Here is a 26,284-nt window from a genome sequence, read left to right on the forward strand (position 1 = left end):
CCGGGGCCTCGGCCGCTGCGGCCTCGGCTACAGCCCCTTGGCGTCCAGGTCGGCCAGCAGGCTGCCCTTGGCGCGGTGCGTCCCGCGGATCTCGGCGAGCAGCCGGCCGAACTCCTCCGGCGTGCCCAACTGCTGGTACAGGTCCCTGAGTCGGAGGATCCAGCCGACGGCGGCCCGGTAGGACTCGCGGGTCATCGCCTCGATCTGCTCGTCCACCTCCTGGCGGTACACCGGGACGGCATCGGCCGGGTGGGTCGCGGCACGCAGCTGGGCCAGCCGCAGCAGCGCGTGGTGCGGGGCCCGGTAGCGGACGGCGGCCGACCAGGCGGCGTCCGACTCGCCCTCGGCGACCAGCACTTCGATCAGCCGTCCGGCCGGGTTCTCCCAGCTGCGGGCGGTCGGGACGGCCGCCCTGCGGTGCAGCTCGGCCAGCGCCCACTCCCGCTGGCCGGTCCAGCCCTCGGGCCCGGCGGCCTCCAGCAGCGCCCGGTAGGCGGCCGGGTCGGGACGGCGCAGGAACTGGTCCCGGTGCAGCGCGACGGCGTCGTCCCGGCGGCCGACCGCGCCGTAGTGGGCGGTCAGGAAGACCATCAGCGGGGCGTCGTGGGTGCGTTGCCCCGGGGCCGCCTCCAGGCCCCGCTCGGCCCAGTCCACCGCCTCGGCGAGCCGGCCCGCGGCGGCCAGCAGCTCGGCGATCCGCAGATGCCGGCTGGGGTGGCTGAGATCGGTGGCCAGCACCGCGACCAGGGCGTCGGTGTCGCCGCGCAGGGTGTGCAGCTCCTCCATCCGCCGGGCCAGCGCGTGCTGCCCGGCGCCCTGCTGGCCCCAGGCGAGGCCCAGGACCGCTCCGTAGGCGGCGAGGCCGACCTCCCCGAGCAGTTCCGCGTAGGCGGCCACGCCGGACGGCGCCCTGCCGTGGTCCGGGGACAGGTGCCGTTCGGCGAGCCACTCGGCCAGCGACACCGGGTCCGGGCGGGCCTGCTCGCAGGCGGCCAGGTGCAGCGCGGCCAGCCGGTCGGCCGCGCCGGACAGCGCTCCTGACGGACCGTCGGCCCCGGCGACGGCCTCGCCGAAGCGGACGATCGCCTGCTCCGCGAGCGGGACCACCACCGCGCCGGCGCCGCCGTCCAGCGCCCGCCGCAGCAGCCCGACCGCGTCCTGGACCTGCTCGGCGTAGTGGCGCGCGCCGTCCCGGTCCAGCGGTCCGACGGGTTCCAGCGCCGTGGCCACCGCCCGGGCCAGCGCGGCCGGGTCGGTGCTCCCGCCGCGCAGGCTCTCGCGCACCGCGGCCGTGCGCAGTCGCTCGGCCAGCCCCTCGTCCGCCGCGGCGGCCTCGGTCAGCAGCGCCGTCAGGGCGGCCCGGTCCAACCCGGCGAGGTAGCCGTGCAGGAGGTCCTGGTGTGCGGAGTCGGCGGCCATGGCTGTCCCGGGGTGGTCTGGCGCGTGCGAACGGACGCCGCCAGGCTACCCGCCGTCCCCTGCTTCCGCTGGTCAGCGCCTCGCCGCAGACCGGGCGCGGACCGGAAACGCCAGGTACGTGATGACCGGACCCGGACCCGGCTATGCTCCCGCACAGGGGCGGGAACAAGTCATGGGGGGGACCATGCTGAAGATCTTCCTGAGCTGGTCGGGAGCGCCGTCGAGGCAGTGCGCGGAACTGCTGCGCGACAACCTCCCGATCTTCAACCCCTCGATCGAGCCCTTTGTCTCCTCGGCCGACATCAGGAAGGGCGACCGGGGCCTGCAGCGGATCGCGGAGGAACTGGAAGGCTCCTCGTTCGGCATCGTCTGCGTCACCCCGGCGAACCTGGGCGCACCCTGGATCAACTTCGAGTCCGGTGCGCTGTCCCGGGAGGTGGTCGAGGGCAAGGTCATCCCCTTCCTGCTCGGTGCGGGCGTACGGGATCTGGTGGACAGTCCGCTGAAGCAGTTCCAGGCCGTTGTCGCCGATTCCAGGAGCGATGTGCTGGCCATGGTCCAGAGCATCGACCTCAAGTGCGAGCCGCCGCACGGCGAAGCCCGGATCAGCCAGGTCTTCGAGAAGTTCTGGCCGGAACTGCAGAAGGGGCTGCAGAAGATAGCCCTGACCGCCCCGGAAGCGGACGAGGACGCGCTCCCGCCGCAGCGGCGCACCGAGGAGATCCTGGACGACCTGCTGCCGCTGATCCGGGAGCAGATCGACCGGATCACCGACCTGGAACGGGCGGTGACCGAACTCCGGGTCGGCCGCCCGAACGGCGCCAGGCGCCGGGTGCCCTTCGGCGGGATCTACGACGACGGCGGGAGTGGACCCCCGGTCCCGCAGGGTCCCTCGGACGGCGGCCCGGAGGAGTGAGCGGAATGGCCCACCCGTTCCGGCGGCTCCGGATCCTGCTGTCCAGCCGGCACGGCCTGGCCCTGCTGGGCCGCACCTGGGCCGTGCAGTTCGGCCTGCTGTCCGGCGCGGCGCAGCTGTACCTGACCTTCTGGCCGGACTCGCCGCTGCCCCGCGGCCCCGGACTGCTGGCCATCACCGGGCTGACCCTGCTCTCGGCGATCCTGCGGTCGCTGCCGCGCAACCGGATCAGCCGGGAGTTCAGCCACCCCGACTTCACCGTCACGGTCGAGGTGGGGGACCTCTTCGAGCACCGGTCGCACCTGGTGGTCGGGTTCAGCGACACCTTCGACACCGACGTCAGCGGCGACCTGCTGGTCGCCCGGCGCAGTGTGCAGGGGCAGCTGCTGACCCGGGTCTACGGCGGTGACACCGCCGTCCTCGACACCGCCCTGGACGCGGCGCTGGCCCAGGTCACGCCGGTCGGCACCGAAGCGCGCGCGGACAAGCCGGACGGCAAGCTGGTCCGCTACCCGCTGGGCACCGTGGCCGTGCTGAGCGAGTCCGGCCGCCGGATCTTCTGCTCGGCCTACGGCCGGATGGGCAACGACCTGGTGGTCAACTCCGGGACCGAGCAGCTGTGGCACAGCCTGACCCGGATCTGGGACGCGCACCATGTGCACGGCCAGCGCGGGCCGACCGCGATGCCGATCGTCGGTTCCGACCTGGCCAGGATCAACAGCATGGACCGCGGCAGCCTGCTGAAGCTGATCCTGCTGTCCTTCGTGTCGCGGTCCAGGGACGGCGTGGTCAGCAGTGCGCTGACCATCGTGGTCCACCCCCGGGACTACTACCGTATAGACATGCTCGAACTCGACGTGTTCCTGCGGGCGCTGTGAGCTGGGAGACCCGGGAGTCGTCGCACCCGGGCCCCTACTTCTTCCTGAGCTACGCCCACTCCCCGCTCAGCCCGGGGAGCGGGTCGCGCGGCGACTTCTGGGTGGAGAAGCTGTTCCGGGACCTGTGCGACGAACTGATGCAGCTGACCGACTTCCCCGCCGGGGCGCCGATCGGATTCATGGACCGCGAGCTCGCCCTGGGCGAGGCCTGGTCCGAGCGGCTCGGCGAGGCGCTGACGACCTGTCGTGTCTTCGTCCCCCTCTACTCGCCGCGCTACTTCAAGAGCGAGTACTGCGGCCGGGAATGGGCGGCCTTCGCCGAGCGTGAGGTGGTCCCTCGGGACCCGGACCGGAGGAGGGCGCGGAGCGCGATCGTCCCGGCGGTATGGGTACCCGTTCCCCCGCACGGGCTGCCCTCGGTCGCGGCGGGACTCCAGTTCAACCACAGCGACCTCGGCGCCGACTACGCGAGGGAGGGCCTCTACTCGCTGACGAAGCTCGCCTACTTCCGCGACGCCTACGAGCTGGCCGTGCACCGCCTGGCCAGGCGGATCATCGAGGTGGGGGAATCGACCGTCGCCGTCCAGCGGGAGCAGCCCCACCTGGAGGACCTCGCCAGCGCCTTCGACTCGCCCCGGACCGGCCGCGACCTCCGGATCGTGGTGGTCGCACCCACCGACGACCGGCTGCCGCCCGGACGGAGCGGCGCCGGCTACGGGCCCTCGGCGCTCGACTGGAACCCCTATCCCGCCGACAGCTCAAGGCCGTTGGCCACGCTGGCGGTCGACCTGGCACGATCCCTCGGCCTGCGCGCCCTGCTGGGCTCCTTCGACGAGATGGCGGCCGAACTGCTCCGCTCGGACACCCCGGAGGGTCCGGTGCTGCTGCTGATCGACCGCTGGGCGCTGCGGGACCCGATCCGGCGGCGACTGCTCTCCGCCCTGGACAGTACGGCGGCGCCCTGGATCAGCGCGGTCGTCGCCTGGAGCCCGGACGACCCCGAGGACTCCGCCCAGGAGGCGCCCGGTGCCGCCGAGTTGGAGGAGGTGATACCCGGCATCCTGAAACAGGGGCGTTCCGCGTCGCGGGCCGCGATCAGCGGGGTGCGGAGTCTCGCGGACTTCCGGGAGGCCTTCACCGTGGTCGTCCACCGAGCCCTGGCCCAGTTCTCCAGGTACGCGCCGGACCCGCCGTTCCGGCCGCCGTCCGGGCCGTCCGGGCCGTCGCGCCGGCCGACGCTGCGGTCCATGGGGCCGCCACCGGAGCCGCCGCCGCCGGAGCCGCCCGAGGAGGAGGCACCCGGTGAACGACGGCCGTGACGGGCGCATCATCACCTTCTACTCCTACAAGGGCGGCGTCGGGCGGACCATGGCCCTGGCCAACGTCGCCTGGATCCTGGCCGCCAACGGCCACCGGGTGCTGGCCTCGGACTGGGACCTGGAGACCCCGGGGCTGCACCGCTACTTCCACCCCTTCCTGCCCCCGGCCAGCATCGGCTCCACCACGGGCCTGATCGACCTCTTCGCCGACTTCGCCGAGCAGGCGCGCTCGGGCGAGGAACCCGAGGAGGACCTCTACCGCCGGCATGTCCGGGTGCGACCGCACGCGGTGTCCGTCGACTGGGCCTTCCCGGGCGGCGGCGCCCTCGACTTCCTCTCCGCGGGCCGGCAGAACCGCGACTTCCTGGCCACCCTCGCCTCCTTCGACTGGGACGACCTGGACGAGCGCTTCCTCGACGCGCTCCGGCGGGACCTGCGCCGGCACTACGACTACGTCCTGATCGACAGTCGGACCGGCCTGGGCAACGCGGTGGAGATCTGTACCCGGGACCTGCCCGACGTGCTGGTCAGCTGCTTCACCCTGAACGGCCAGAGCCTCGACGGCGCGGCGCAGACCGCGCACTACATCGACCAGAACGCACCGGGGCGGGGCATCAGGATCCTGCCGGTGGCCATGCGGATCAACGACCGGAAGGCGACGGCCCCGGCCCTGGCCGCCGGCCGCAAGCTGGCGCGGTCGCGCTTCAACGGCCTGCCCAGGGGCCTGTCCGACGCCGCCGCCGAGCGCTACTGGGCGGACACCCAGATCCCCAACCGCGAGGGCTACGAGTACGAGGAGATCCTGGCCACCTTCGGCGACCCGGCGGGTTTGCCGGACAGCCTGCTGGCCGCCTACGAGCGGCTCACCCACGCGGTCACCGACGGGCTGGTCGGACCGCTGCCGCCGCTCGACGAGACCCTGCGCCGCTACCATCTCGGCTCCTTCGTACGGTCGTTGTCGCCCGACGCGACCCCGCTGGTGCTGTCCTGCGTGCCGCAGGACCGGATGTGGGCCGACTGGGTCGGCTGGGTGCTGACCCAGTCCGGATTCCTGGTGCTGCCGCCGGTCTTCGCGGCCGACACCGACGCGGGCACCGGCGCGCCCCCGCGCACGGTGGCGCTGGTGTCCCCGGCCTATCTGCGGTCGCCGCAGGCCCGTTCGCTCCGGGAGCCGACCGTCGGCGCGGGGGCCGACGACGGTCCGCGTCCGGCCGAGCCGGTGCTGCTGCGGGCCGAGGAGGTGCAGCTCACCGCGCCGTTCAGCGAGTACCCGGTGGTCGAGCTGGCAGGACTCGACGAGGCCTCGGCCAGGGCGGCCGTGCTGCGGGCGGTCGGCGGGGCGGCCGGCGAGCCGAAGCCGGGGGTGCCGGGCCCGAGCTTCCCGCACGACGTCCCGGCCGTGTGGAGCGCCCCCGCCCGCAACCCCGACTTCGTCGGCCGGGACGCCCTGCTCGACCGGGTGCACGCCACCCTCGGCGTCAGCCGCACCGTGGCGGTGCTGGCAGGGCCGGGGCACGGCGCCGGGCGCCGCTACCTGGCGACCGAGTACGCGCACCGGTTCCGGGCCGACTACGACCTGGTCTGGTGGGTGCCCGCGGCCACCCGCCACCTCGCGGTCTCCGCGCTGGCCCGGTTGGCCCGGCGGCTCGAACTGCCCGCAGGGGACGGGATCGAGGCGGCGGCCCAACGTGTGCTCACGGCCCTGACCAGCCTCGACAGCGGGCTCGACAGCGGGCTCGACAGCGGGCTCGACAGTGCGGCGGTGCCCAGGCGCTGGCTGCTGGTCTACGACGACGCCGGCGCCCCCGGGGAGCTGGCCGGGCTGCTTCCGGCCGGTCCCGGCCGGGTGCTGATCACCACCCGCGACCCGGCCTGGCAGGACGACCGGATGGACACCCTGTCGCTGCAGGCCACCACCCGCAACGAGAGCGTCGAACTGCTGCGCGGCCGGGCCCCCGGGCTCAGCCGGACGGAGGCCGACCAACTGGCCGAGTACCTGGGCGACCTGCCGCTGGCCCTGCACCAGGCAGGGGTCTGGCTGGCCGCGACCGGGACCCCGGCGCGGACGTACCTGCAGGCGCTCGACACGATGGCGCGGAACGGGGAGGCCGGCCGCCCCGAGCAGTCGCCGACGGCGCAGCCGACCAGGGTGGCGGCTGCGGCGCTGCGGAAGGCGTCCCCGGCCGCGTACCGGCTGCTGCAGCTGTGCGCCTGCCTCGCCCCGCTGCCGCTGCCGCTGGACGTGGTGCAGGGCCCGGCCATGCTCAGGGCGCTCCGGCCGTTCGACCTCTCGCTGCACGACCCGCTGCAACTAGGGCCGCTGGTAAGGGAACTGAGCCGGTTCGGGCTGGCCGGGGCGGACCAGCCCGGGCAGGTGCTGCGGATGCCGGGCCTGGTCCAGCACCTGGTCAGGGCCGAGCTACCGGCGCAGGAGCTGGACGCCGTGCGGCACGACCTGCACCTGGTCCTGAGCGCGGCCGGACCGGGCCAGGGAACGCCCGACGACTGGCCCGGGTGGGCGGAGTTCGAGCAGCTCTGGCCGCACCTGGACCAGTCCCGGGCCGAGAGCTGCACCGACGAGGCGACCCGGGCGGTGCTGATCGAGCGGGTCCGGCGTACCGCGCAACTCGGTTCCCCGGAAGCGGCGTTGGAGCTGGCCCGGCGCTTGGACCGGGCCTGGACCGCCGACGCCGGACCGGCCGCGGCTCGGGCTGCGGACCCGGCCGCCGGGGCCGGCTGGCAGACGCTGGCCCTGCGGCGGCAGTCCGCCGCCGTGCTGCGCCAGTTGGACCGCTACCAGGAGGCCCACGACCTGGACCTGGACACCCTGGCCCGGCAGCAGGCGCTGCTGCCGGCCGCGGATCCGCACATCCTGCTCGGCCGCGCCGCGCTGAGCGCCGACCTGCGGATGCTGGGCCGGTTCGAAGCGGCGCTCGACTCCGCCCGGACGACCTACCAGGGGTTCCGGGACTCCTTCGGCCCCGAGCACCCGCAGTCGCTGTCGGCCGCCGACGCGCTCGCCGTCTCGCTCCGGCTGACCGGCGAGTACACCGCCGCCAGGGATCTGCACCAGGCCACCCTGGCCTCGCAGACCGATGCCCTGGGGGCGGGGCACCGGTCGACGCTGGCCACCCGGCTCGGCCTGGCCCGCGACCTGAGGGAGACCGGCGACCACCGCAGGGCGGCCGAGCTGCTCGACACCGACCGCGGCGGCTGGTCCGACCCGGACTCCGCCGAAGCCCTGCTGGCCGCACTGGGCCGGTCGGTCGCGCTGCGCCGGCTCGGCCGGTACGACCAGGCCCGCAGCCTGCTCGCGGCGGCGTACCGGCGCTTCCCGGTGCCCCGGCCCGGCGCCGCCCCCGGCCGTACCGGCTGCGCCGCCGCGCTGGCCGGCGCCCTGTGCGGGGCGCCGGACGACCCCGGCCGCACGGCGGACCTGGTGGCGGAGGTGCTGCGGCAGCACGAGGCGCTGCTCGGCCCGCAGAACCCGGACACCCTGGCCCTGGTCCACAACCTCGCCGTCTGCCTGCGGGCCTCGGGGGAGCGCGAGGCCGCGCACCACGAGGCCGAACGGGCGGTCGGCGGCTTCCTGCACGCCCTCGGCGACACCCACCCCTCCACCCTGTGCGCGCGGCTGACCCTGATGAACGCCCTGGCGGACCTGGGCAGGTTCGGGGAGGCCGTGGAACTCGGGTACGCGTGCTTGAAGAGTCTGCGCGAGCGGCTCGGCCGGGAGCACCCGGACACGGCACTGTGCCGGTCCAACCTGGCGGCGGTGCTGTCCGCGTCCGGGCGGGGGGAGGCCGGGGACAGGCTGCGCCGCGAGGCGGTGGTCACGTTCTCCCGGCTCTGGGGGGACAGCCACGCATGGACGGTCCGGGCCAGGGCGGGCCAGTGCACCGACCGCGACCTGGAGCCCCAGCTGGTCTGAAAGCAGGAGCGGCTCCCCCGCCTTCGCGAAGGAGCCCCTACCTGGTACTGCTTGTCTGTGCGCCGCCAGGGACTCGAACCCCGGACCCGCTGATTAAGAGTCAGCTGCTCTAACCAACTGAGCTAGCGGCGCGTGCTGACGTGGAAGACATTACATGACACCGGGGGTGCTTGCCGAATCCATTCAGGCCGGCGGCGTCCGGGTGTCCACCAGCTGCAACGGGTACACGGCGGACTCCGGGACGGTGCTCCGTGACGGGGCCGGGAGGGTGATCGGAGCCGGGGTCGGGCCGGAGGTGGTGGGGGTCCCGGCGGCGGCGCCGCGGGCGGCGCGGACACAGGCCCAGAGCAGGACCGAGGCGCCGGGGAGCCAGGGCTCCCGGCTGTCCGGGGCGACGATCCAGCGGTTCGGCCCCTCCGGGGCGTCCACCCGGCGCTGGATCGGGGGCACCGTGATCGCGTCCCCGCCGCCGTGGCACAGCACCGGCGGAACGCCGCGGGCCCATTCCTCCCAGACCAGCAGGGTGCGTAGCCGCTGCGCCGTGCCGACCTGGCAGAAGACCAGGATCCGGCCGCGGTGGGTGGCGACCGGGCCGCAGCCGGGCCCCGACTCCCACAGTTCGTCGAGCACCCGGCGGCCGAACAGGCCGGGCAGGTTCACCACGTCGAAGGTGCGCCCGCAGGGCAGCACGGTGGGGGCCCAGGGTCGCGACTCCCACAAGGCGCGCATGCTGCGCGGATACTCGCTCGCCGAGGCCAGCCAGGCTTCCCCGGAGACGGTGACGTACTCGATCGACTGATGCGTCCACATGTCCACCCCTTCAGAATTGGGGGGTGTGGAAGCCGGAGGGGTGGGAAATGAGGAACGCCGGACAGAAGAGCGGGTGCGGCGTATCCTCACCGGCATATGCCACTTTCGACCGTGGCGGTCAGTGGCGGCCCAGTTGTCGCGGTTCAGTTGTAGCGGCGCTGGCGCAGCAGCCCCCGGCCGTGCTCGACCATCTTGGCCGCGTAGTCCGGAGTCCAGTCGGCGCGGGCGGCGATCTCCTCGAAGCTCAGACTGTCGAAGCGGCGGGTGTCCGCGAGCTGGGCGGCGGCGACGGCCTGGAACTCCACCGCGCGTTCGCTCGCGGCGCGGAAGGCGAGCGCCAGTTCGGTGGAGCGGCTGAGCAGCACCCGGGGATCGTCGATCGACTCCAGGTCGAAGAAGTGCTCCTCCTCGGGCTCCACCACGCCGGGCTCGAAGAGCAGCGGGGCTGGGCGGAGCCTCCGCCGCGGCTGGGGCTCGGTGGGGGAGTCGGGCATGGCTGCACCTCCGTGCTGTTGTTCCGTACCGGGACGGGTGGACACGACAGTCCATTGTCGGGGTACTCGGCCATCGTGGGAACAGGGCCCCTCCGCCGACTGTTCCCGCAGGTCCAGCGCATTCAGAGGGACACCCGGTGCTCGCTCAGGTGCTCGAGGACGGCGTGGTTGGCGGTCCAGCCGTCCGGGAACTTGACCGTCACCCCCAGTTGGACCGGCTCGGTCGAGGGGTGTTCGTCCAGCAGGTCGGCGATACCGGCCCGGGCTACGACGATACAGGCGTGCCGGTGCCGCGAGGCCAGCACGCACAGCCGGCCGGTCTCCAGGTGGAAGGCGGTGGCGTCGGGCCGCCCCGAGAGCGGGTGCAGCACGACGGTGACGTCGTACTCGCGGCCCTGGAGCCGGTTGGCGGTGTCCACGGTCACCGCGTCCGCGCCGCCGACCGGGACGTCCAGCGCGGCGAGTGCGGCGCGGACCGCGGCGGCCTGGTCCCGGTGGGCGGTGCCGACCGCGATCCGGTCCGCGGTCAGCGGCGCGTCGCCGCGCTCGGAGCCGGCCGTCCCGCGCCGGTCCAGCAGCCGGCGGACGATCCGGGCGACCGCGCGGACGGCCTCCGGGTCGGTCCGCACGGTGTGCCGGGCGGGCAGTTCCAGCAGGCCCCAGCCGGACTCGGCGGCGAGGTCGATCACCCGGTCCACGGCCGACCCGTCCCCGGCGGTGGCCAGGGTGAGGCGGCGGTCGCCGGGCCCGGTGCCGGAGCGGAACGGCGCGTAGGGGTAGAAGGCGGCCGAGATCAGCGGCGCGGCCGAGGCCGGGAGCCGCCAGGACACCGGCAGCCGGTGCGGGACGATCCTCGGATTGTGCGCGAGCAGGGTCACCACGGCACTGCTGGACGGGTCGTAGCTGAGCCCGGCCCACTGGTCGGTGCCGACGATGGAGAACGGGTCGAGCTGCCCCGGATCGCCGACGAACAGGGCCCGCTCGAACAGCCGGGCGACGGCGAGCAGCGCGTCCGAGCGCATCTGGTATGCCTCGTCCACGATCGCGTGCCGCCAGGGCTCCACGTCCTTCACCCACTGCCACTTGGCGGCGGTGGAGACCACCACCGAGCAGTCCAGCAGGTCGGCGGGCTTGGTGGAGGCGGTCACCGCCGGATGCCGCAGCGCCTCGGCGGCGGGCGCCGCGTCACTGCCGTGCAGCCGTCCGACGGTCAGCGCGGGGTCGGCCGTGGCCAGCCGGTCCACCAGGTCGTCCACCTGGCTGTTGGTCTGCGCGACGATCATCAGCCGCTCGCCGGTGCCGACCAGCTCCCGGGCGGCCCTGACCACCAGGGTGGACTTGCCCGCGCCGGGCGGGGAGTCGACCACGGTGCCGCGCTCGGCGCCGTGCAGCGTGGCGTCCAGGATCGCGGCGACGGCGCGGTCCGCCTGGGCGCCGGGGTCGAAGCCGTCGGCGCGGTGGCCTGCGGCGGGGGACAGCGGGGTCATCGGTCAGGCCCCTTCGGCGGTGGCGAGGGCAGGTGCAGTGGCGGGTGCGGGTGCGGGTGCGGGTGCGGGTGCGGGGACCGGGACGAGGGCGGGGGTGGCGTCGGCCGCCGAGCTGCGGGGCGGGCCGCCGTGGGTCCACGGGGTGTCCTCGGGCTCCGGCAGCGGCGCGGACTGACGGGCCGTCAACTCGAACAGGGTGAAGCACACCTGGTCGCCGGGTTCGGGCAGGCTGCCCGGCTCGGGCTCCTTCTTCCGGCCCATGCCGTTCACCAGCCGCAGCACCACCGTGCCAGCGGCGGCGTCCCGTTCGACCAGCTCCGCCTTCTGCGGGGCGGGGCCGTTCGCCCGGTACAGCTCCCGTCCGGGATCGCCGTGCGGGCGGTCGGCCGTGCGGACGGTGACCAGCGGGCGGGGCTTGGGGCTGCGTCCGCTGGTGTCGTACACCAGCTCGACCTGGACCACCTCGCCCGCCAGCGCCTCCCCGGCCAACCGGTGCTCGGCCATGGCCAGCGGGTCGTCCAGGGCCTCCTGGATGTCCAGCCGGGTCTGCTCGCGCTCGCGCTGGGCCAGTTTGCGGGCGGCGGTCACCGCGTCGTCGCGGACCGGCTGCGGCGGCTCGCCGGCGGCGACCCGGTCCCGGTGCGAGGTGTAGGACCAGCGGTCGCCCTCCCAGCGTTCGGGCAGGTGCGCGGCCGGGGGCAGGGCGCGCAGCAGGTCCAGGCCCTGCCACATCCGGTCCCAGCCGGGCCGGAGCACGGCCGCCAGCAGGTCGTTGATGTCCTGCTCGCGGGCCGCCTCGGCCCGGCTGTCGCCGAGGGTGCGGGCGGCGTCGTAGCGGGTGATCGCGGGGCTGAGCAGGCCGCTGTCGAAGCGGGGATCGGTGGACGGGCCGGCCGGCGGGCAGAGCAGCTGGCCCTGCTCGTCGCGTCCGGTCTCCGCCAGCAGCGCCGCCTGCGGCCCGGACATGCCGGGCGGGGGAGCGATCCAGCCGAGCAGCGCGCCCAGGTGCTGGTCCTCCAACCGGCTCTGGCCGGTGGCCCAGTGCCGGCCGAGCAGGTCCGTCATCGCCAGCAGCAGCGAGGATCCGGGCACCTGCGCCCGGTCCCGGAAGTGGGTGAGCCAGCGGCCGAGCAGCGGCACCCGGGCCGGCGCGGGGTACGGGCCCGGCTCCGGGTCCTCCGCGGTGCGGCGGAACCTGGTCGACCTGCCGAGCAGGCCGAGGAACTCGATGCCGCCGGAGCTGGGCACCAGCAGCTGTGGTGCGTCCGCGCAGAGCTCCCGGACCACCTCGGTCTTCTCGCCCGTCTCCGGGTCCTTGACCTCTTTGGACAGCAGCTCGACCTGTTCGCCGAAACCCTCGACGTAGGGGAGCAGCTCGGTGGCGAGGTCGGCCAGGAAGGCGAACCGGCGGTCCCGGTCCAGCGGCTGCGGGACGGTGAGCAGCACCGGCCGGTCGCGGTCCGTCCCCAGCATCACCGCCAGCGGCGCCCCGGCCTCACCGGCGGCGGCCAGCGGCACCACGACCATCGGCCGGTCGGCGAGATGCCGGTGCCGTACGGTCGCCAGCGGCTGGGCGTGACCGCTGCGGACCGCCTCCATCCGCGCCAAGGTGGTCAGCATGCTCATCGCGGGCTCCCGACAGGGCTGCTGACGGAGTTCAGCGCCTCGGCGCGCAGCGCGGCGGCCCGGGCCAGCCGCGCGGCGGACTCCGCGTCGCCGTCGTCACCGTTCCCGTACCCCTCGCCGTCCCCGGCGTCCCCGCTGTCGGGCCCGGGGCCGTCCGCGGGCTGTCCCTTCCGGGCCCCGGTGGCGGCGTCCAGCGCCTCGTCCACGGTGCGGAAGCTGCCCAGCTCACCGCGCACCCCGCGGCCCAGCGCCTCCAGCGAGCCGGCGCAGCGCGCCTCCTCCCGGCAGTGGAAGCTCAGTTCGCAGGCGGCCAGGCAGTCAGGCGAGTACACCGCGTCCAGGGTGTGCACGGTCGCCGCCAGCTCCTGGTCACCCTGCTCCGGGCCGAGGGCCGCCCCGGGCGGGAGCACGTCGAGCAGTTGCTCGATCCGGGTCAGCCGGTCGAGTTGACGCCAGGTCACCGCCATCGGCTTGCGGACGTCGACCGGGGCGGCGGTGGGGCGGTTGCTGAAGTCCTTGGGGCAGACCAGCAGCGCGGTGGTGTCGGGTGCGCCGGCCAGGCCCTCGGGCTCGCCGTAAGGGTCGCGGTCGGCCTTCACCCCGGCCAGCTCCGCCGCGGTCTCCCGCAGCGCCAGCACGTACACGGCGGCCTGGCGGGCCGCCGCGCCCACCTTCGCGGGCTCGGCGCCGCCGTCCAGGATCGGGAAGGACTTGATCTCCACCACGGTCCAGCGGCCGTCCGGGCGGACCACCACCAGGTCGGGCTCCAGATGCGCGACCGACCCGGCGACCTCGAGCCGCAGCAGCGGATGGTCCAGCACGGTCCACACCCCGGGCCGGGCCGCCGCGGCCAGCAGCGCGGCCCGGGTGCTGGCGACCCGGCCGGCCGGCAGCCGGTGGTCGGTGACCAGCTCGGCGAACTCCACCGGCGAGTCGTCCCCCGGCTGTCCGTACGGGGCGGGCAGCGGCAGCTTCTCCCGCAGCAGTTCCAGCAGTTCGGTGCAGCCGTCGGCCTTGACCCGCCGCTCGAAGCCGATGCCGCGGCTGATCGCGAACGGTGACTGGCCGAAGGGGGCGGGGTTCCCGAGCCGGGTCGCCAGCGCGGCCTTGTCCACCCCGGCGGCGTCCAGCACCGCCCGGCGGCTGCAGCCGGGATTCGCGGCGAGCGCGGCCAGCGCCCGGGCGTCCAGGCTGCGCTGCGGCGCGTCACCACGCAGCCCGGCGAGCCTGCGCTCGAGCCGGGTGGGGGGTTCTGAGGTGAAGTCGTTCATCGTGCGGATCAGTCTTGCACCCGGCGCCGACAATCGGGGCCAGGGTGTCAAGGGCGTCAATGCAGCACGGGGGAGTGCCTCTTGACGGATGCGCCGGAAGAGCTGGACGGGCCGGAAGGGCTGGACGCGGCGGAGGAGCCGGTGGAGCCGGAGGGCGCGGGGGAGGCGGACGGGCCGTAGTCCGGCACCGGGTGCTCGGAGAGGCGCCGGGGCGAGTAGCGCAGGAACAGCAGCCGGGCCCGCAGCCGGTCGGTGAACCGCAGCAGCGGCCGGGCCAGCAGCGCGCCGAGGCCGAGCAGCAGGGCCCCGGCCAGGCAGTCGAACAGGTAGTGGTTGCCGGTGCCCAGCACCACCAGGGTGATCGCCACCGGGTAGAGCAGTCCCAGCGTCCGCACCGTGCGGTCCCCGGAGAAGCGGAACAGCATCAGCCCGCACCACAGCGCCCAGGCGACATGCAGGCTGGGCATCGCGGCGAACTCGTTGGTCATCGAGCCGAGCCCCTTGGGCGCGCTGGCCGAGCCGCCCCACCAGCCGATCGCGGCATGCTGCGCCATGGTGTCGGTGAAGCCGTAGGCGGCGGGCATCAGCCGGGGCGGGGCGGCGGGGAAGAGGATGAAGCCGACCAGTGCCATCACCGTGGTGACGGCCAGCCAGGTCCTGGCCCGGCGGTACTGCCCGTGGTGCCGGCGCCAGAGCCAGACCAGCACGGCCGGAGTGACCAGGTAGTGCAGCGTGGCGTAGGCGAAGTCGGCGGGCACCCCCAGCCACAGGTGGCTGCTGAAGGTGCTGTTCAGCCAGCGCTCCGGGTCCAGGTGCAGCCACTGCTCGGTGTCGAACAGGCTGCGGGCGTCCGAGACCGCGTCGTCGAACCCGCTGCCGACCAGCAGCCTGCTGCCGTCGTAGGCCAGGTAGAGGAACCCGAGCAGCAGCAGTTCCAGCTGCCAGCGGCCGGTTCTCCTCGCGGAGCTTGGCTGCACAGTCGGCACGGTCATGGCGGACTCCGGACGTCGAGCGAAAGCGTACGCACTACCGTACGCTGTACGTTAGAGATATGGGGAACCGCCCCCCGGTTCAACCCCGTCTCCCTTTGCCGGAAGCCTTGTAAGCTCCCGAACGAAGCCGCTGTCCGCACTCCTCAGCCACCCCTGCCAGGGAGCCATGTCCCCGCCGCAGCCCCGCCGCCGCGCTCCGCGCAACTCGCTGAGCGCGGAGCTCATCGTCGACCGTGCCCTCGGCCTGCTGGACGCCAAGGGCCTGGCGGCGTTCTCCATGCGTGCCCTGGCCGAGGACCTGGGCGTCGGCACCATGGCGCTCTACACCTACTTCCGCGGCAAGGACGAGCTGTTCCGCGCGGCCCGGGAACACGTCCTCGCCGCCTACCGGCCGCCCTGCACCAGCGGCGACTGGGACCGGCAGCTGCGCGCGGTCTGCACCGCCATGTACGAGCTGTTCACCGGCCGCCCCTCGGTGCTCTACCTGCTCGCCGAGGGACACGCCGAGGGCGACTTCGCCGACGCCGCGACCGTCACCATGGACCGGATCCTGGTGCTGCTGCGTGAGGCTGGCCTCGGCCGGGCCGAGACCGCGCGGGCGGCGGGCACGCTGCTCCGCTACACCATCGGCTCGGCGCTGCGCGAGGTGCGGGAGTGCGGGGAGCCGGAGCGGATGGAGATGATGCGCCGCCGCTTCGCCTCGCTGTCCCCCGAGGTCTACCCGACCCTCTGCGACCTCGCGCCGGAGCTCACCGCCGCCCGCGAGGACGGGACCGGGCAGTACACCTTCGGTCTCGACCTGATCCTGAGGGGCCTGCGCGAGCTGGCGGCTGCGCCGCCCTGCGCGTCGTCCTTGACCGGATCGCCGTCGACCGGATCGCCGTCGAGCGCCTCCGGTCCGGTGGCCGACCCGGCGCAGCTGACCCGGCACGGCTGACCCGCACGGCTGACCCGTACGACTGATCCGGGGTGCCGGTCCGACCTGGCGCTTCGGCCCGGCCCGGGGCGGCCCCGCGGCGGGGGACCGTCCCCGATCAGGGATCATTGGGGGCAGCACCGACCCGCCCCGAAGGAGACACCCGTGCCCTCGCGCATCCTGCTGGTCCGACACGGCGAGACCGAGTGGTCCGCGAGCGGGCAGCACACCGGCCGGACCGACATCCCGCTCACCGACGAGGGCCGGGAGATGGCCCGGCTGCTCGGCGACCGGCTGAAGCGCGAGCCCTGGGGCGGCCTGCCGGCAGCCGCGGTGCGGACCAGCCCGCTGCTGCGGGCTCGGGAGACCTGCCGGCTCGCGGGTTTCGGAGACCGTGCCGTCGATACCCCTGACCTGCTGGAATGGGACTACGGGCAGTACGAGGGACTGACCGGTCCGGTGATCCGCTCGGACTTCCGGCCGGGCTGGCTGATCTGGCGCGACGGCGTCCCCGGCGGGGAGACCCTGGACCAGGTGTCGGCCCGCGCCGACGCCTTCATCGCCTGGACCGCCGAGCACGGCGGCGTCCCGGATCCGGACACCACCACCATGAACCCGGCCGACAACGATGTGCTGCTGTTCGGCCACGGACACTTCCTGCGGATCCTCACCGCCCGCTGGCTCGGTCTGCCCGCCGAGTACGGCCAGCGGCTGAAACTCGGCCCGGCCACCCTGTCCGTCCTGAACTGGGAGTACGGCGCCCGCGCGGTCGAGATGTGGAACGACGGTTCCCATCTCCACTGATCTCCACTGAACACCCCGCGTCGGCTCCCGCTGCCTGCTGCTCGACCGGTTTACCGAACAGCTGAAATGGCAGACTGACCTGGTGACTCCAGTGGCTAAACGCACGACGCGCGACCTTCGATGGCACAACCGGTCCGCGCTCCTCTCCCGGCTCTACCTCCAGGGGTCGGGCAATCGCAATGAGCTGACCCGGGTCTCCGGTCTCAGCTCGGCGACGGTGAGCAATGTCGTGTCCGACCTGATCGCCGACGGCCTGGTGACCGAGGCCGGCTCGGAGAGCTCGGACGGCGGCAGGCCGCGTACGGTGCTGCGGGTGCGGCCCGACTACGGGCAGGTCATCGGGGTGGACATCGGCGAGACCCATATCCGGATCGGCCTGTTCGACTGGTCGTTGACCATGCTCGCCACGGCGGTCTACCCGATCGCCGAGACCCGGCTCGATCCGGAACTGGTGGCCCGGCTGGTGATCCAGGGCGTCGGCGAGGTGACCGCCGAGGCCGGGGTGGACCCGCGCGAGCTGCTGGGTGTGGGCGTCGGCGTACCGGGAGCGGTGCAGCCGGACCCGCGGGTGCCCGGACGCACGCTGGTGCACGCGCCGACGCTGGGCTGGTCCGCGGTGCCGCTGCTGGAGATGCTGCGGCTCGGGATCGAGGCCCCGCTCTCCATCGACAACTGCGCCCGGACGCTCGGTCAGGCCGAGATGTGGCGCGGGGTCGGCCGGGGCGCCGACCGCGCGGTGATCGCGCTGATCGGCGTCGGCGTCGGCGCCGCCCTCGCGCCCGGCAGCGACGTCGGCTTCGAGACGTCCAGTCCGGCGACCATCGAGTGGGGCCACACCGTGATCCACGCGGGCGGACTGCCCTGCCGCTGCGGCTCGCAGGGCTGCCTGGAGGCGTATGTCGGCGCCGAGGCCGCGCTCTACCGCTACCAGTCGACGGTCGGCTGCGAGCCCTTCGTCGGCACCGGGACCGAGGCCAGGCTCGCCGAATTGGCCGCGCGGGCCGACAGCTCCCCGGCGGCGATGGAAACCCTGGTCAGGGTGGGCGAGTACGTGGGGATAGGGATCGCCAACCTGGTCAACCTGCTGAACCCGGACCTGGTGGTGCTGTCCGGCTGGGCCGGTCTGGTGATCGGCCCGGTGATCCTGCCGACGGTGCGGGAGGCGGCGGAGCGGCACACCCTGTCGTACCTGTTCGGGCGGGCCCGGATCGAGGTGGGGCAACTGGGGCAGGAGGCCGTCGCCATGGGCGCGGCGACGCTCCCGGTCTCCCGCCTGCTCGCCGCGGGCGGCGGAGCGGCGCTGCCCACGGCGGTCTGAGGCCGTCTCGGGCCGTCTGGGGCCGTCTGGGGCCGTCTGGGGCCGTCTGCGGTCGGGAGCCTGCGGCGCTCCGGGCGGCGCCGTGCCCGGAACCCCTCGCGGCGGCCCGCTGCCCGGACGAGCCGGGCCCGGGCCCGGCGGTGCCGTGGCCGTGGCCGTGGCCGTGGCGACGGCGCCGGGCCCGTGGCCGGCATGCGTGGCGGCCGGTCGACGGCGGCCGACCTGTGTGGGGCCCTGGGCCTGCGGCGGCCCGAGCCCTGCGGCGGTCTGTGGCTCGAGGCCGAGCCTGACGGCGGTCAGGGGCACGGCGGCTGAAACTTACGGCCGCCCTGGGCGCATGTGCAGGGGCCTGTGGGTGAGGCGTTGACTTTTGCTTTCTCGCTACTTAGCTTAAGTCTTGGCCAAAGAACCCCATGCCTCCCCTCACGCCTCCATGGAGCCTTCATGACGTCTTCGCCCGCGGCAGGCCAGCTCTACATCGACGGGGTCTTCTGCCCGCCGGCGTCCGGCCGCACCGCGACGGTCACTGACAAGGCCACCGGCGCCGTCATCGGCAGCTACGGCCTCGGCGACGCCGCGGACGTCGACCGCGCGGTCGCCGCCGCCCGCGCCGCGCAGCCCGCCTGGGCCGCACTCGGCGCACCCGAGCGCGCGGCCGGGCTCCGGCGCTTCGCCGAGTACCTGCAGGCGCACTACGAGGACCTGGTCCGGCAGAGCATGCGGGAGACCGGCGGCGTCCGGGCGAAGGCCGACGACGAGGTCTCCACCGGTATCAAGCAGCTGCAGATATCGATGGTCCAGGCCACCGAGAACGCCGGTGACCTGCTGCCCCCCTACAAGGCCGGCAAGCTGTCGATGTCCCGGGCGGTACCGCTGGGAGTGATCGGGGTGATCACCCCCTGGAACTACCCGGTCAACCTGGCCCTGCGGGCGGTCGCGCCCGCGCTGGCCTTCGGCAACACCGTCGTCCTGAAGCCGGCCGAGCTGACCCCGGTGATCGGCGGCCAGCTGCTGGCCGAGGCCGCCGACGCGGCCGGACTGCCGCCCGGGGTGTTCAACGTGGTCACCGGGGACGGCCCGGAGGCCGGCCACGCCCTGGCCGAGCACACCGGACTGGACCTGATGGACTTCACCGGATCGCGCGAGGTGGGCCTGGCCATCGCCGCCTCGGCCGCGGCTACCCTGCGGCCGATCCGGCTGGAACTCGGCGGCAGCAACGCCTTCCTGGTGCTGGACGACGCGGACGTGGACCTCGCCGCCTCCTGCGCCATGGTCGCCTCGCTGGAGTTCCAGGGGCAGACCTGCATCAGCGCCAGCCGACACATCGTCATGCGGGCGGTCGCCGACCGGTACCTGGACGCGCTGACCCGCCGGGCCGCCGCGCTGCGGGTGGGCGACCCGCTCAGCGGCGAGGTCGAGCAGGGGCCGCTGATCAGCGAGAAGCAGCGGGACCGGGTGCACCACGACATCGTCGGGGCCTCGGTCGCCATGGGCGCGGAGATCCGCACCGGGGGCAGCTACGACGGCCTGTTCTACCGTCCGACGGTGCTGGCCAATGTCACCGCGAAGATGCCGGCCTTCATCGAGGAGATCTTCGGGCCGGTGCTCCCGGTGACCGTGGTGGACACCGAGGAGGAGGCGATCGCGCTGGCCAACGGCCTGCCGATGCTGATGGACTCGGTGTTCACCGCCGACCTGATCCGCGGCCTCGGCGTCGCCGAACGGCTGGAGGCGGGCGAGGTGCACATCAACGACGCCCACGCCAGGCACGGCGCCGACGACCAGATGGGCGGCTTCACCAGGCGGCAGTGGATCGGCGTGCAGCGCACCCCGCTGGCCCTGCCGGAGTGGACCGCCGACCCGGCGGGCCGGGCGTGAGCGGGGAGTCCAGGGCGGCTGTTTCCAAGCGGGCACTGGTGGTGCGCGGAGGCTGGGAGGGGCATGCGCCGGTGCGCTGCACCGAGATCTTCCTGCCCGCGCTGACCGGGGCGGGCTTCGCGGTGACCGTCTCGGAGGACCTGGACGTCTACCGCGACCGCGAGCTGCTGGCCGGCACCGATCTGATCGTGCAGTGCTGGTCGATCGGCACACTGACCCCGGAGCAGAGCGAGGGCCTGGTGGCCGCGGTCCACGCGGGCACCGGCTTCGCCGGCTGGCACGGGGGCCTGGTCGGCACCTTCACCGACAGCACGGACTACCTGCGCATGGTCGGCGGCCTGTTCCTGCACCATCCGGACGAGCACATCAGCTACGGGGTGCGGATCGAGCCGGAGCAGGCGGACCACCCGGTGGTGGCGGGACTGTCCGACTTCACCGTCCACACCGAGCAGTACTGGATGCTGACGGACGCTCACAACACCACGCTGGCCAGCACGGTCATCGAGCCCGGACGGTCCGGGCAGGGTGAGGCGGCGGTGCGGATGCCGGTGGTGTGGACCCGGGAGTGGGGACGGGGGCGGGTGTTCTTCTCCGCGATCGGGCACAGCCCGTCCGACCTGCTGACGCCGACGGTGCGGACACTGACCACCCGCGGCCTGCTCTGGGCCGCCCGCTGACGCCCTCTTCCGGACGGCAGCGGACAGCTGTCCATGACAAGAACCGCCTGGTACCCGGCCCGCTCCTGACAGCGGGCCGGGTACCAGGCATGCTCGCGCGGATGGCTCAAACAATCATCAGTCGTGGCGAAAACTGGTCTGTTCGATCTGTTGACCCCTCATGTGTAGCGACTTAACTTAAGTCTCAGTCAAAGTGGCTGCACCGGACCTCAGCGCCGAGGAAAGCGAGAACTGGCCGATGAACAGCAGACGTGTGACAGCCGCGGGGGCGGTGCTGGCGGGAGCGATGCTCCTGGCCGCCTGTGGCAGTGGATCGAGCAGTGGCAGCAAGCCGGCCGGAGCTGCTTCCGGTGCCACCGGGGCCTCCGCGGGCGCCGCCGGAAAGGTCGACCTGACCTTCTGGGCCTGGGACCCCGGGATGGACAAGGTGGTCGCCCTCTGGAACGCCGCCCACCCGGACATCCATGTCACGCTCAGCAACCCGGCCGGCGGTGACCAGCTGGTCAGCAAGATGATCACCGCGCACCAGGCCAAGCACGGCCCGGACATCGCCAAGGTCGAGTACCAGTCGCTGCCCGGCCTGGTCGCCAACGGCGTGGTCAAGGACATTACCGCCGACACCACCCAGGCCGTCGCCGACTTCGACGACGCCACCCTGGAGGGAGTCCGGTTCCAGGGCAAGGTCTACGGCGTCCCCCAGGACTTCGCCCCGCTGATGCTCTTCTACCGCGCCGACCTGTTCAAGAAGTACGGCCTCAAGGTGCCGACCACCTGGGACGAGTACGCGCAGGAGGCCGCGACCCTGCACCAGAAGGACCCCAGCGCCTATATGACCAACTTCGACGCCGCCGACCCGGGCTGGTTCACCGGCCTGGCCCAGCAGGCCGGCGCCGACTGGTGGACCACCCAGGGCGACTCCTGGCACGTCGACATCAACGGCGCGCCGACCAAGAAGGTGGCCGACTACTGGCAGGGGCTGGTGAACAAGGGCGTGGTCCAGAAGAACCCCTCGTTCTCCCCGCAGTGGAACAAGGAGATGAACTCCGGCACCCTCGCCACCTGGATCTCCGGCGCCTGGGCCCCGGCCCAGATCGGCGGCATCGCCCCGTCCACCAGCGGCAAGTGGGCCGTCGCCCCGCTGCCGGCCTGGACCGCGGGCGACAAGACCACCGGCATCTGGGGCGGTTCCGCCGTCACCGTGACCACCGACTCGGCCCACCCGGCCCAGGCCGCGCAGTTCGCCTCCTGGCTGAACACCGACCCGGCCGCGCTGACCGCGCAGGTCAAGTACATCAACATCTACCCCGCCGCGACCTCGGGCCGGTCGCTGCCGATCCTGGACACGCCGCCCGCCTTCTTCCCCAACCAGCCCGACTACTACACCCAGGTCAAGAACGTCGCCCCGACCGCCCGCAGCTTCTCGATGTGGGGACCCGACGTCACCGTCACCTTTGCCGCCTACAGTGACAAGTTCGGCGCGGCGCTGCAGTCCGGAACCTCCTTCGACGCCGCGCTGGACGCCATCCAGAACAGCACCACCGCGGACATGAAGAAGCTCGGCTTCGGCCTCCACTGAGTACGCCCGGGCGGGGCCTCTCCCCAGGCCCCGCCCGAGCCCCGGCCCACGACGGCTCCAGCTGACGACGGCCCCGGTCAACGACAGCTTCGGCCCACGACGGCCCCGGCCCATGACGGCCTCAGTCAACGACGGTCCCTGCGAACGAGACGACACGGTGATGGCGATCCCCCTTCCACGACGAAGCCCCCGCGGCGACTACCACGCGGGCCGCAGCCGACTGCCCTATCTGCTGGTCCTCCCCGCGATCCTGCTGTTCCTGCTGTTCGTGGCCGCGCCCGGCGTCTACGCGCTGATCCTGAGCCTGCAGGCGCGCAAGGTCAGCGGCGGCCTGCTGGCCTCGGGCAGCAGGACGGTCTTCGCCGGGTTCAGCAACTACTCCACCGCCTTCCATGACACGGAGCTGTGGCACAGCGTGCTGCGGATGGTCGAGGTGGGCGCGATCACCATTCCCGGCACGGTGCTGCTGGCACTGCTCTTCGCGCTGCTGCTGGACGCCCCCAGGGTGCGGCTGGCCCGGTTCAGCCGACTGACGATCTTCCTTCCCTATGCCGTGCCCGGGGTGATCGCCACCCTGCTCTGGGGGTTCCTCTACCTGCCGGCGACCAGCCCCATCGGCGGCCGGTTCATCGACTACTTCGGATCCACCACCGTGTTCTTCTCGGTCGCCAACATCGCGGTCTGGGGCGCGGTCGGCTTCAACATGGTGGTGATGTACACCTCGCTGCGCGCGCTGCCGCCGGAGATCTACGAGGCGGCCAGGATCGACGGAGCGTCAGAACTGCAGATCGCGCTGCGGGTGAAGGTCCCGCTGATCCGTCCGGCCATCGCCATGTGCTCACTGTTCACCGTGCTCGCTGCCCTTCAGCTGTTCAACGAGCCCAACACGCTGCAGCCGCTGTCCAATGCCATCTCCTCGACCTGGGTGCCGCTGATGAAGATCTACACCGAGGCGTTCGTCGACTCGGACATCCACCAGGCCGCCGCCACGTCGATCATCTTCGCCGTCGGCATCCTGGCCGTCTCCTTCGGCGTGGGGCGCCTGGTGCGCTCGCGTCCGGGCGGGGCAGCGCCGTCCGAGCGGGGCGAGCGATGACCACGACCCTGCAACCCGCCCCGGTCAGGCCTGTCACCGCCGCGCCGAAGCCGCGTCGGCGGATCGCCCTGCTGCCCTCGGCCGTGCTGCTCCTCGGCGCGGTGTACTGCCTGGTGCCGACGCTGTGGATCCTGATCGGCTCCACCAAGTCCCGCAGCCAGCTGTTCTCCACGGCCACCTATCTGCCCTCCTTCGGCTCGGGTCTGGTCGACAACATCAAGGGGCTCTCCAGCTACGACGGCGGAGTGTTCTGGCACTGGATGCTCAACAGCTTCCTGTACGCGGCGGTGGGCGGGGTGCTCGCCACCTCGGTCTCGGCCGCCACCGGATACGCCCTGGCCAAGTACCAATTCCGCGGCCGTACCGTGCTGTTCAACGCCATCGTGGCCGGGGTGCTGCTGCCCCAGGTCGTGCTCGCCATCCCGCAGTACCTGCTGCTCGCCCGGGTCGGGCTGACGGACAGCTACCTCGCGGTGATCCTGCCGCAGTTGTTCAACCCCTACGGCATCTACCTGTCCCGGATCTACGCCGCCGCGGCCGTCCCCGACTCGCTGCTGGACGCCGGCCGGATCGACGGCGCCAGCGAGGCCAGGCTGTTCCGCTCGATCGGTCTGCGGCTGATGGTGCCGGGGCTGATCACGGTGTTCCTGCTGCAGTTCATCGCGATCTGGAACAACTTCCTGCTGCCGTTCGTGATGGTGACCAGCGACAGCAAGTTCCCGCTGACGGTCGGCCTCTACAGCCTGCTCCGGCACGGCTCCGACCAGGCGTCGCTCTACTCCCTGGTGATCACCGGCACGCTGCTCTCGGTGATCCCGGTGATCGCCCTGTTCCTCTGCCTGCAGCGCTACTGGCGGATCGACCTGGTCACCGGCGGCCTCAAATGAACCGGTGGCAGGCTCAGCCCGCCAGCGCCGCGTCGTAGCGGCTGACGAACTCCGCCACCTCGGGCACGGCGCGGTGCGGGCGCAGCCGCAGCGCCGTGTCGGCGACCATGTCCCTGATCCGGGTGGAGCGGACCTGGTCGAGCAGGGACACCACCTGGCAGCCGCTGTCCGCCGCCGCGGCCAACTCGCCCCGGCCGAGCTGGTTGTGCGCCAACTCGGCGGTGTACAGCGCCCGGTTGCGGACGAAGTGCGGCTGCTGCAGTTCTATCGCGGTACGGGCGCACGCCGCGGCCTGGTCCCACTCGCCGAGCGCCGACCAGCACTGCGCCTCGAGGCCCGCCAACTCGGCCTCGCCGTAGAAGGACATCCACTCCGGGTCGGCGTCGGCGGGGCCGTTGTCGAACAGCCGCCGGGCCAGCGCCAGCGAGCGCACGCAGGAGCCCCGGTCCTGGAGCTGGGACCAGCCGCCCGCCTCGCGCATCGCCAGCAGTGACCGCAGCCGGTCGGAGCCCAGGTTGAGCGCGACCTGCTGGGCGGCCTGGGCGGCGCGCACCGCCTCGCGCGGCCGTCCGGCGTCCCTGGCCAGGAAGGCGCTGTTGCAGAAGGCATGGGCCTCCAGCCAGGGGTCGTCGGCCATCCGCGCGGTGGCCAGGGCCTCGGCGTAGAAGGAGCGGGCGTCGGCGAGCCGGCCGGAGTCGTGGGCCAGCCAGCCGACCGAGATGGCCAGTTCGCCGGCGCCGGACTGCAGCCGCTGTTCCACCCCACGGGCGTAGGAGCCGCAGTTGAGCAGCTGGTAGGCGGTGCGCAGGACCAGGCCGGCCCGGTCGTAGAGGGTGTCGCCGCCGTGGACGTCGTCGAGCAGCCGGATCTCGCGGACCGCGTCCTCGACCTTGCGGGCGTCGGCGGCGCCGACCCTGGTGCCGAGCGCCACCGGGTCGGGTACGACCGCGCCGGCCGCCGTGCTCCGGTCGAGACCGAGCACCGTGGCGACGGCGGCGGACCCGCCGGACAGGAACGTGCGTCGATGCACGTCGTCGTTCTCCTCAGGTTTCCGGGGCGGAGCCTCCTGCGGGCTCCCCTTGCGCCTGACCGTGCTGCGCGGGGAGAAACCCAGGTCCTCCAGCGAGGAGCCCGGGAACATGTGGCGGAAGACCCGTTCGTAGGCGTAGTTGGGGCAGCGGATCTCGCCGGCCTCGACCCGCCCGACATAGCGGGCGTCGCAGGAGACGTGCTCCCCGATCTCGCGGGCGGAGCGGCGCACGGCGGCGGCGAACTCGCCCGCCGAGCGGTCTCCGCGCAGCTCGCGCATGATCGTGTTGGTGTGGTGGTGGACGGTTCGGTCGAGGGTGTTGGTCATCACGGCCCCCTTGGTACTGATGTGGTGCTGATGGCTCGTCCCAGTCGCCTCGGAAGGCTTTGGACGGCACGACAGTACCCCCCGTGACAATTCGAACACGCTGGGTTTCCGTGCATATCGGACATACGACTGGTGATCTGCTACGAAATGCCATGACCTGCCAGGCCTTGCACCCGTGGCCCCCGGTCCGCTCGTGCGTTGTGCTGGGTGAGAGACCGTCCCACCGCCCAACGTCGAGCGGCCGGCGCGGTCAACCGAGGAGGCGTCATGTTCAGCGGGGGCACGCACCACATGGGCACTGACCAGCACAGCGCCGTCCCGTCCTGCGACCTGGTGAAGGTGCCGGAGCGGCAGGGCCTGGAGACCGTCGACATCCTGCGGCTGCGCGGCGGCTGCGGTCCCGTGCTGCACGAGGACGCGGACTCCACCCTCTCCTTCGTGGTCCCGATGGGAGCCCTGGACGCCTGGCACCTGCCGGGGGTCTCCGGCGCCCAGGCCCCGCCGGAGGACGACCGGAACTGGCTGCTCCCGCCCTCGCCGGAGCGGGCGCTGACCGATCCGGCCCAGCTCAGGGCCGCGCTCGGCGAGGCCGCCAGGACCCTGGCCGCCAGCGGTTCGGACGGGGCCTGACC

21 protein-coding genes and 1 tRNA gene are annotated in these 26,284 nt (G+C 73.2%); 13 read left to right on the top strand and 9 right to left on the bottom strand.

Annotated features, from left to right (window positions below; all coding sequences use genetic code 11):
- Positions 1 to 27 precede the first annotated feature (27 nt).
- Positions 28 to 1,419, bottom strand: coding sequence for a hypothetical protein (locus tag ACEZDG_RS09895; RefSeq protein ID WP_380505662.1), 1,392 nt, complete (start codon positions 1,417 to 1,419; stop codon positions 28 to 30).
- Positions 1,420 to 1,603: 184 nt separating this feature from the next.
- Between ACEZDG_RS09895 and ACEZDG_RS09900 the strand changes: the two genes are divergently transcribed.
- The 4 genes from ACEZDG_RS09900 to fxsT are packed head-to-tail and all read left to right on the top strand — an operon-like array spanning position 1,604 to position 8,463.
- Positions 1,604 to 2,335, top strand: a complete 732-nt coding sequence (locus ACEZDG_RS09900) for a toll/interleukin-1 receptor domain-containing protein (protein ID WP_380505665.1) — start codon at positions 1,604 to 1,606, stop codon at positions 2,333 to 2,335.
- Between the two features lie 5 nt (positions 2,336 to 2,340).
- Positions 2,341 to 3,213 (top strand): macro domain-containing protein, encoded by an 873-nt coding sequence (locus ACEZDG_RS09905; RefSeq protein ID WP_380505668.1) that lies wholly within the window; start codon positions 2,341 to 2,343, stop codon positions 3,211 to 3,213.
- Positions 3,210 to 4,532 carry a TIR-like protein FxsC gene (locus tag ACEZDG_RS09910; protein ID WP_380505672.1) on the top strand — a complete coding sequence of 441 codons (1,323 nt, stop codon included), beginning with the start codon at positions 3,210 to 3,212 and terminating at the stop codon, positions 4,530 to 4,532. The genes ACEZDG_RS09905 and ACEZDG_RS09910 overlap by 4 nt, the downstream gene beginning before the upstream one ends.
- Positions 4,516 to 8,463, top strand: coding sequence for an FxSxx-COOH system tetratricopeptide repeat protein (fxsT, locus tag ACEZDG_RS09915; RefSeq protein ID WP_380505675.1), 3,948 nt, complete (start codon positions 4,516 to 4,518; stop codon positions 8,461 to 8,463). The genes ACEZDG_RS09910 and fxsT overlap by 17 nt, the downstream gene beginning before the upstream one ends.
- Before the next feature lie 58 nt (positions 8,464 to 8,521).
- On the opposite strand, the gene ACEZDG_RS09920 is transcribed toward fxsT, so the two are convergent.
- From ACEZDG_RS09920 to ACEZDG_RS09950, 7 genes are all read right to left on the bottom strand, one after another.
- Positions 8,522 to 8,595, bottom strand: a tRNA-Lys gene (locus ACEZDG_RS09920).
- 51 nt (positions 8,596 to 8,646) lie between these two features.
- Positions 8,647 to 9,369 carry a bifunctional DNA primase/polymerase gene (locus ACEZDG_RS09925; RefSeq protein ID WP_380505678.1) on the bottom strand — a complete coding sequence of 241 codons (723 nt, stop codon included), beginning with the start codon at positions 9,367 to 9,369 and terminating at the stop codon, positions 8,647 to 8,649.
- Positions 9,370 to 9,416: 47 nt separating this feature from the next.
- Positions 9,417 to 9,767, bottom strand: a complete 351-nt coding sequence (locus tag ACEZDG_RS09930; RefSeq protein ID WP_380505681.1) for a hypothetical protein — start codon at positions 9,765 to 9,767, stop codon at positions 9,417 to 9,419.
- A gap of 122 nt (positions 9,768 to 9,889) precedes the next feature.
- Entirely contained in the window at positions 9,890 to 11,254 is a 1,365-nt protein-coding gene (locus ACEZDG_RS09935; RefSeq protein WP_380505684.1) for an AAA family ATPase, read from the bottom strand.
- Positions 11,255 to 11,257: 3 nt separating this feature from the next.
- The gene (locus ACEZDG_RS09940) at positions 11,258 to 12,880 is read right to left on the bottom strand and encodes a hypothetical protein (RefSeq protein WP_380505687.1); all 1,623 of its coding nucleotides are present in this window, start codon (positions 12,878 to 12,880) and stop codon (positions 11,258 to 11,260) included.
- The gene (locus ACEZDG_RS09945; protein WP_380505690.1) at positions 12,877 to 14,151 is read right to left on the bottom strand and encodes a hypothetical protein; all 1,275 of its coding nucleotides are present in this window, start codon (positions 14,149 to 14,151) and stop codon (positions 12,877 to 12,879) included. The genes ACEZDG_RS09940 and ACEZDG_RS09945 overlap by 4 nt, the downstream gene beginning before the upstream one ends.
- Positions 14,152 to 14,207: 56 nt before the next feature.
- Positions 14,208 to 15,143: a phosphatase PAP2 family protein gene (locus tag ACEZDG_RS09950; protein ID WP_380505693.1), complete on the bottom strand. Its 936-nt coding sequence runs from the start codon at positions 15,141 to 15,143 to the stop codon at positions 14,208 to 14,210.
- Positions 15,144 to 15,309: 166 nt separating this feature from the next.
- On the opposite strand from ACEZDG_RS09950, the gene ACEZDG_RS09955 reads away from it, so the two are divergent.
- The 8 genes from ACEZDG_RS09955 (at position 15,310) to ACEZDG_RS09990 (ending at position 24,295) form a co-directional block, all read left to right on the top strand.
- Positions 15,310 to 16,080: a TetR/AcrR family transcriptional regulator gene (locus ACEZDG_RS09955; protein WP_380505696.1), complete on the top strand. Its 771-nt coding sequence runs from the start codon at positions 15,310 to 15,312 to the stop codon at positions 16,078 to 16,080.
- 144 nt (positions 16,081 to 16,224) lie between these two features.
- On the top strand, positions 16,225 to 16,863 hold the full coding sequence (locus ACEZDG_RS09960) for a histidine phosphatase family protein (protein ID WP_380505699.1): 639 nt from the start codon (positions 16,225 to 16,227) through the stop codon (positions 16,861 to 16,863).
- Positions 16,864 to 16,954: 91 nt separating this feature from the next.
- Entirely contained in the window at positions 16,955 to 18,181 is a 1,227-nt protein-coding gene (locus ACEZDG_RS09965) for an ROK family transcriptional regulator (protein ID WP_380505702.1), read from the top strand.
- A 444-nt stretch (positions 18,182 to 18,625) separates the two neighbouring features.
- Positions 18,626 to 20,059, top strand: coding sequence for an aldehyde dehydrogenase family protein (locus ACEZDG_RS09970; protein WP_380505705.1), 1,434 nt, complete (start codon positions 18,626 to 18,628; stop codon positions 20,057 to 20,059).
- Between the two features lie 41 nt (positions 20,060 to 20,100).
- On the top strand, positions 20,101 to 20,736 hold the full coding sequence (locus tag ACEZDG_RS09975) for a ThuA domain-containing protein (RefSeq protein WP_380506887.1): 636 nt from the start codon (positions 20,101 to 20,103) through the stop codon (positions 20,734 to 20,736).
- A gap of 238 nt (positions 20,737 to 20,974) precedes the next feature.
- Complete coding sequence (locus ACEZDG_RS09980) at positions 20,975 to 22,312, top strand: ABC transporter substrate-binding protein (RefSeq protein WP_380505708.1); 1,338 nt, start codon at positions 20,975 to 20,977, stop codon at positions 22,310 to 22,312.
- Between the two features lie 160 nt (positions 22,313 to 22,472).
- Positions 22,473 to 23,408 carry a carbohydrate ABC transporter permease gene (locus ACEZDG_RS09985; protein WP_380505711.1) on the top strand — a complete coding sequence of 312 codons (936 nt, stop codon included), beginning with the start codon at positions 22,473 to 22,475 and terminating at the stop codon, positions 23,406 to 23,408.
- On the top strand, positions 23,405 to 24,295 hold the full coding sequence (locus ACEZDG_RS09990) for a carbohydrate ABC transporter permease (protein ID WP_380505714.1): 891 nt from the start codon (positions 23,405 to 23,407) through the stop codon (positions 24,293 to 24,295). The genes ACEZDG_RS09985 and ACEZDG_RS09990 overlap by 4 nt, the downstream gene beginning before the upstream one ends.
- 13 nt (positions 24,296 to 24,308) lie before the next feature.
- Here the strand turns inward: ACEZDG_RS09990 and ACEZDG_RS09995 are convergent, their stop codons facing one another.
- Positions 24,309 to 25,652, bottom strand: coding sequence for a tetratricopeptide repeat protein (locus ACEZDG_RS09995; protein WP_380505717.1), 1,344 nt, complete (start codon positions 25,650 to 25,652; stop codon positions 24,309 to 24,311).
- Positions 25,653 to 25,919: 267 nt separating this feature from the next.
- Here ACEZDG_RS09995 and ACEZDG_RS10000 point away from each other — a divergent pair, with 267 nt between their 5' ends.
- A complete protein-coding gene (locus ACEZDG_RS10000) occupies positions 25,920 to 26,282 on the top strand; it encodes a hypothetical protein (protein WP_380505720.1) in 363 nt (120 codons plus the stop codon).
- Positions 26,283 to 26,284: the final 2 nt, after the last annotated feature.

The organism is Streptacidiphilus alkalitolerans (genome assembly GCF_042511045.1).
Taxonomy (GTDB): domain Bacteria; phylum Actinomycetota; class Actinomycetes; order Streptomycetales; family Streptomycetaceae; genus Streptacidiphilus; species Streptacidiphilus alkalitolerans.

Excerpts from the sequence above, each read along its gene's own strand:
- ACEZDG_RS09895 (WP_380505662.1), bottom strand. The coding sequence starts at position 1,419 with ATGGCCGCCGACTCCGCACACCAGGACCTCCTGCACGGCTACCTCGCC.
- ACEZDG_RS09900 (WP_380505665.1), top strand. The coding sequence starts at position 1,604 with ATGCTGAAGATCTTCCTGAGCTGGTCGGGAGCGCCGTCGAGGCAGTGC.
- ACEZDG_RS09905 (WP_380505668.1), top strand. The coding sequence starts at position 2,341 with ATGGCCCACCCGTTCCGGCGGCTCCGGATCCTGCTGTCCAGCCGGCAC.
- ACEZDG_RS09925 (WP_380505678.1), bottom strand. The coding sequence starts at position 9,369 with ATGCCGGTGAGGATACGCCGCACCCGCTCTTCTGTCCGGCGTTCCTCA.
- ACEZDG_RS09930 (WP_380505681.1), bottom strand. The coding sequence starts at position 9,767 with ATGCCCGACTCCCCCACCGAGCCCCAGCCGCGGCGGAGGCTCCGCCCA.
- ACEZDG_RS09935 (WP_380505684.1), bottom strand. The coding sequence starts at position 11,254 with ATGACCCCGCTGTCCCCCGCCGCAGGCCACCGCGCCGACGGCTTCGAC.
- ACEZDG_RS09940 (WP_380505687.1), bottom strand. The coding sequence starts at position 12,880 with ATGAGCATGCTGACCACCTTGGCGCGGATGGAGGCGGTCCGCAGCGGT.
- ACEZDG_RS09945 (WP_380505690.1), bottom strand. The coding sequence starts at position 14,151 with ATGAACGACTTCACCTCAGAACCCCCCACCCGGCTCGAGCGCAGGCTC.
- ACEZDG_RS09950 (WP_380505693.1), bottom strand. The coding sequence starts at position 15,143 with ATGACCGTGCCGACTGTGCAGCCAAGCTCCGCGAGGAGAACCGGCCGC.
- ACEZDG_RS09955 (WP_380505696.1), top strand. The coding sequence starts at position 15,310 with ATGTCCCCGCCGCAGCCCCGCCGCCGCGCTCCGCGCAACTCGCTGAGC.
- ACEZDG_RS09970 (WP_380505705.1), top strand. The coding sequence starts at position 18,626 with ATGACGTCTTCGCCCGCGGCAGGCCAGCTCTACATCGACGGGGTCTTC.
- ACEZDG_RS09980 (WP_380505708.1), top strand. The coding sequence starts at position 20,975 with ATGAACAGCAGACGTGTGACAGCCGCGGGGGCGGTGCTGGCGGGAGCG.
- ACEZDG_RS09985 (WP_380505711.1), top strand. The coding sequence starts at position 22,473 with ATGGCGATCCCCCTTCCACGACGAAGCCCCCGCGGCGACTACCACGCG.
- ACEZDG_RS09990 (WP_380505714.1), top strand. The coding sequence starts at position 23,405 with ATGACCACGACCCTGCAACCCGCCCCGGTCAGGCCTGTCACCGCCGCG.
- ACEZDG_RS09995 (WP_380505717.1), bottom strand. The coding sequence starts at position 25,652 with ATGACCAACACCCTCGACCGAACCGTCCACCACCACACCAACACGATC.
- ACEZDG_RS10000 (WP_380505720.1), top strand. The coding sequence starts at position 25,920 with ATGTTCAGCGGGGGCACGCACCACATGGGCACTGACCAGCACAGCGCC.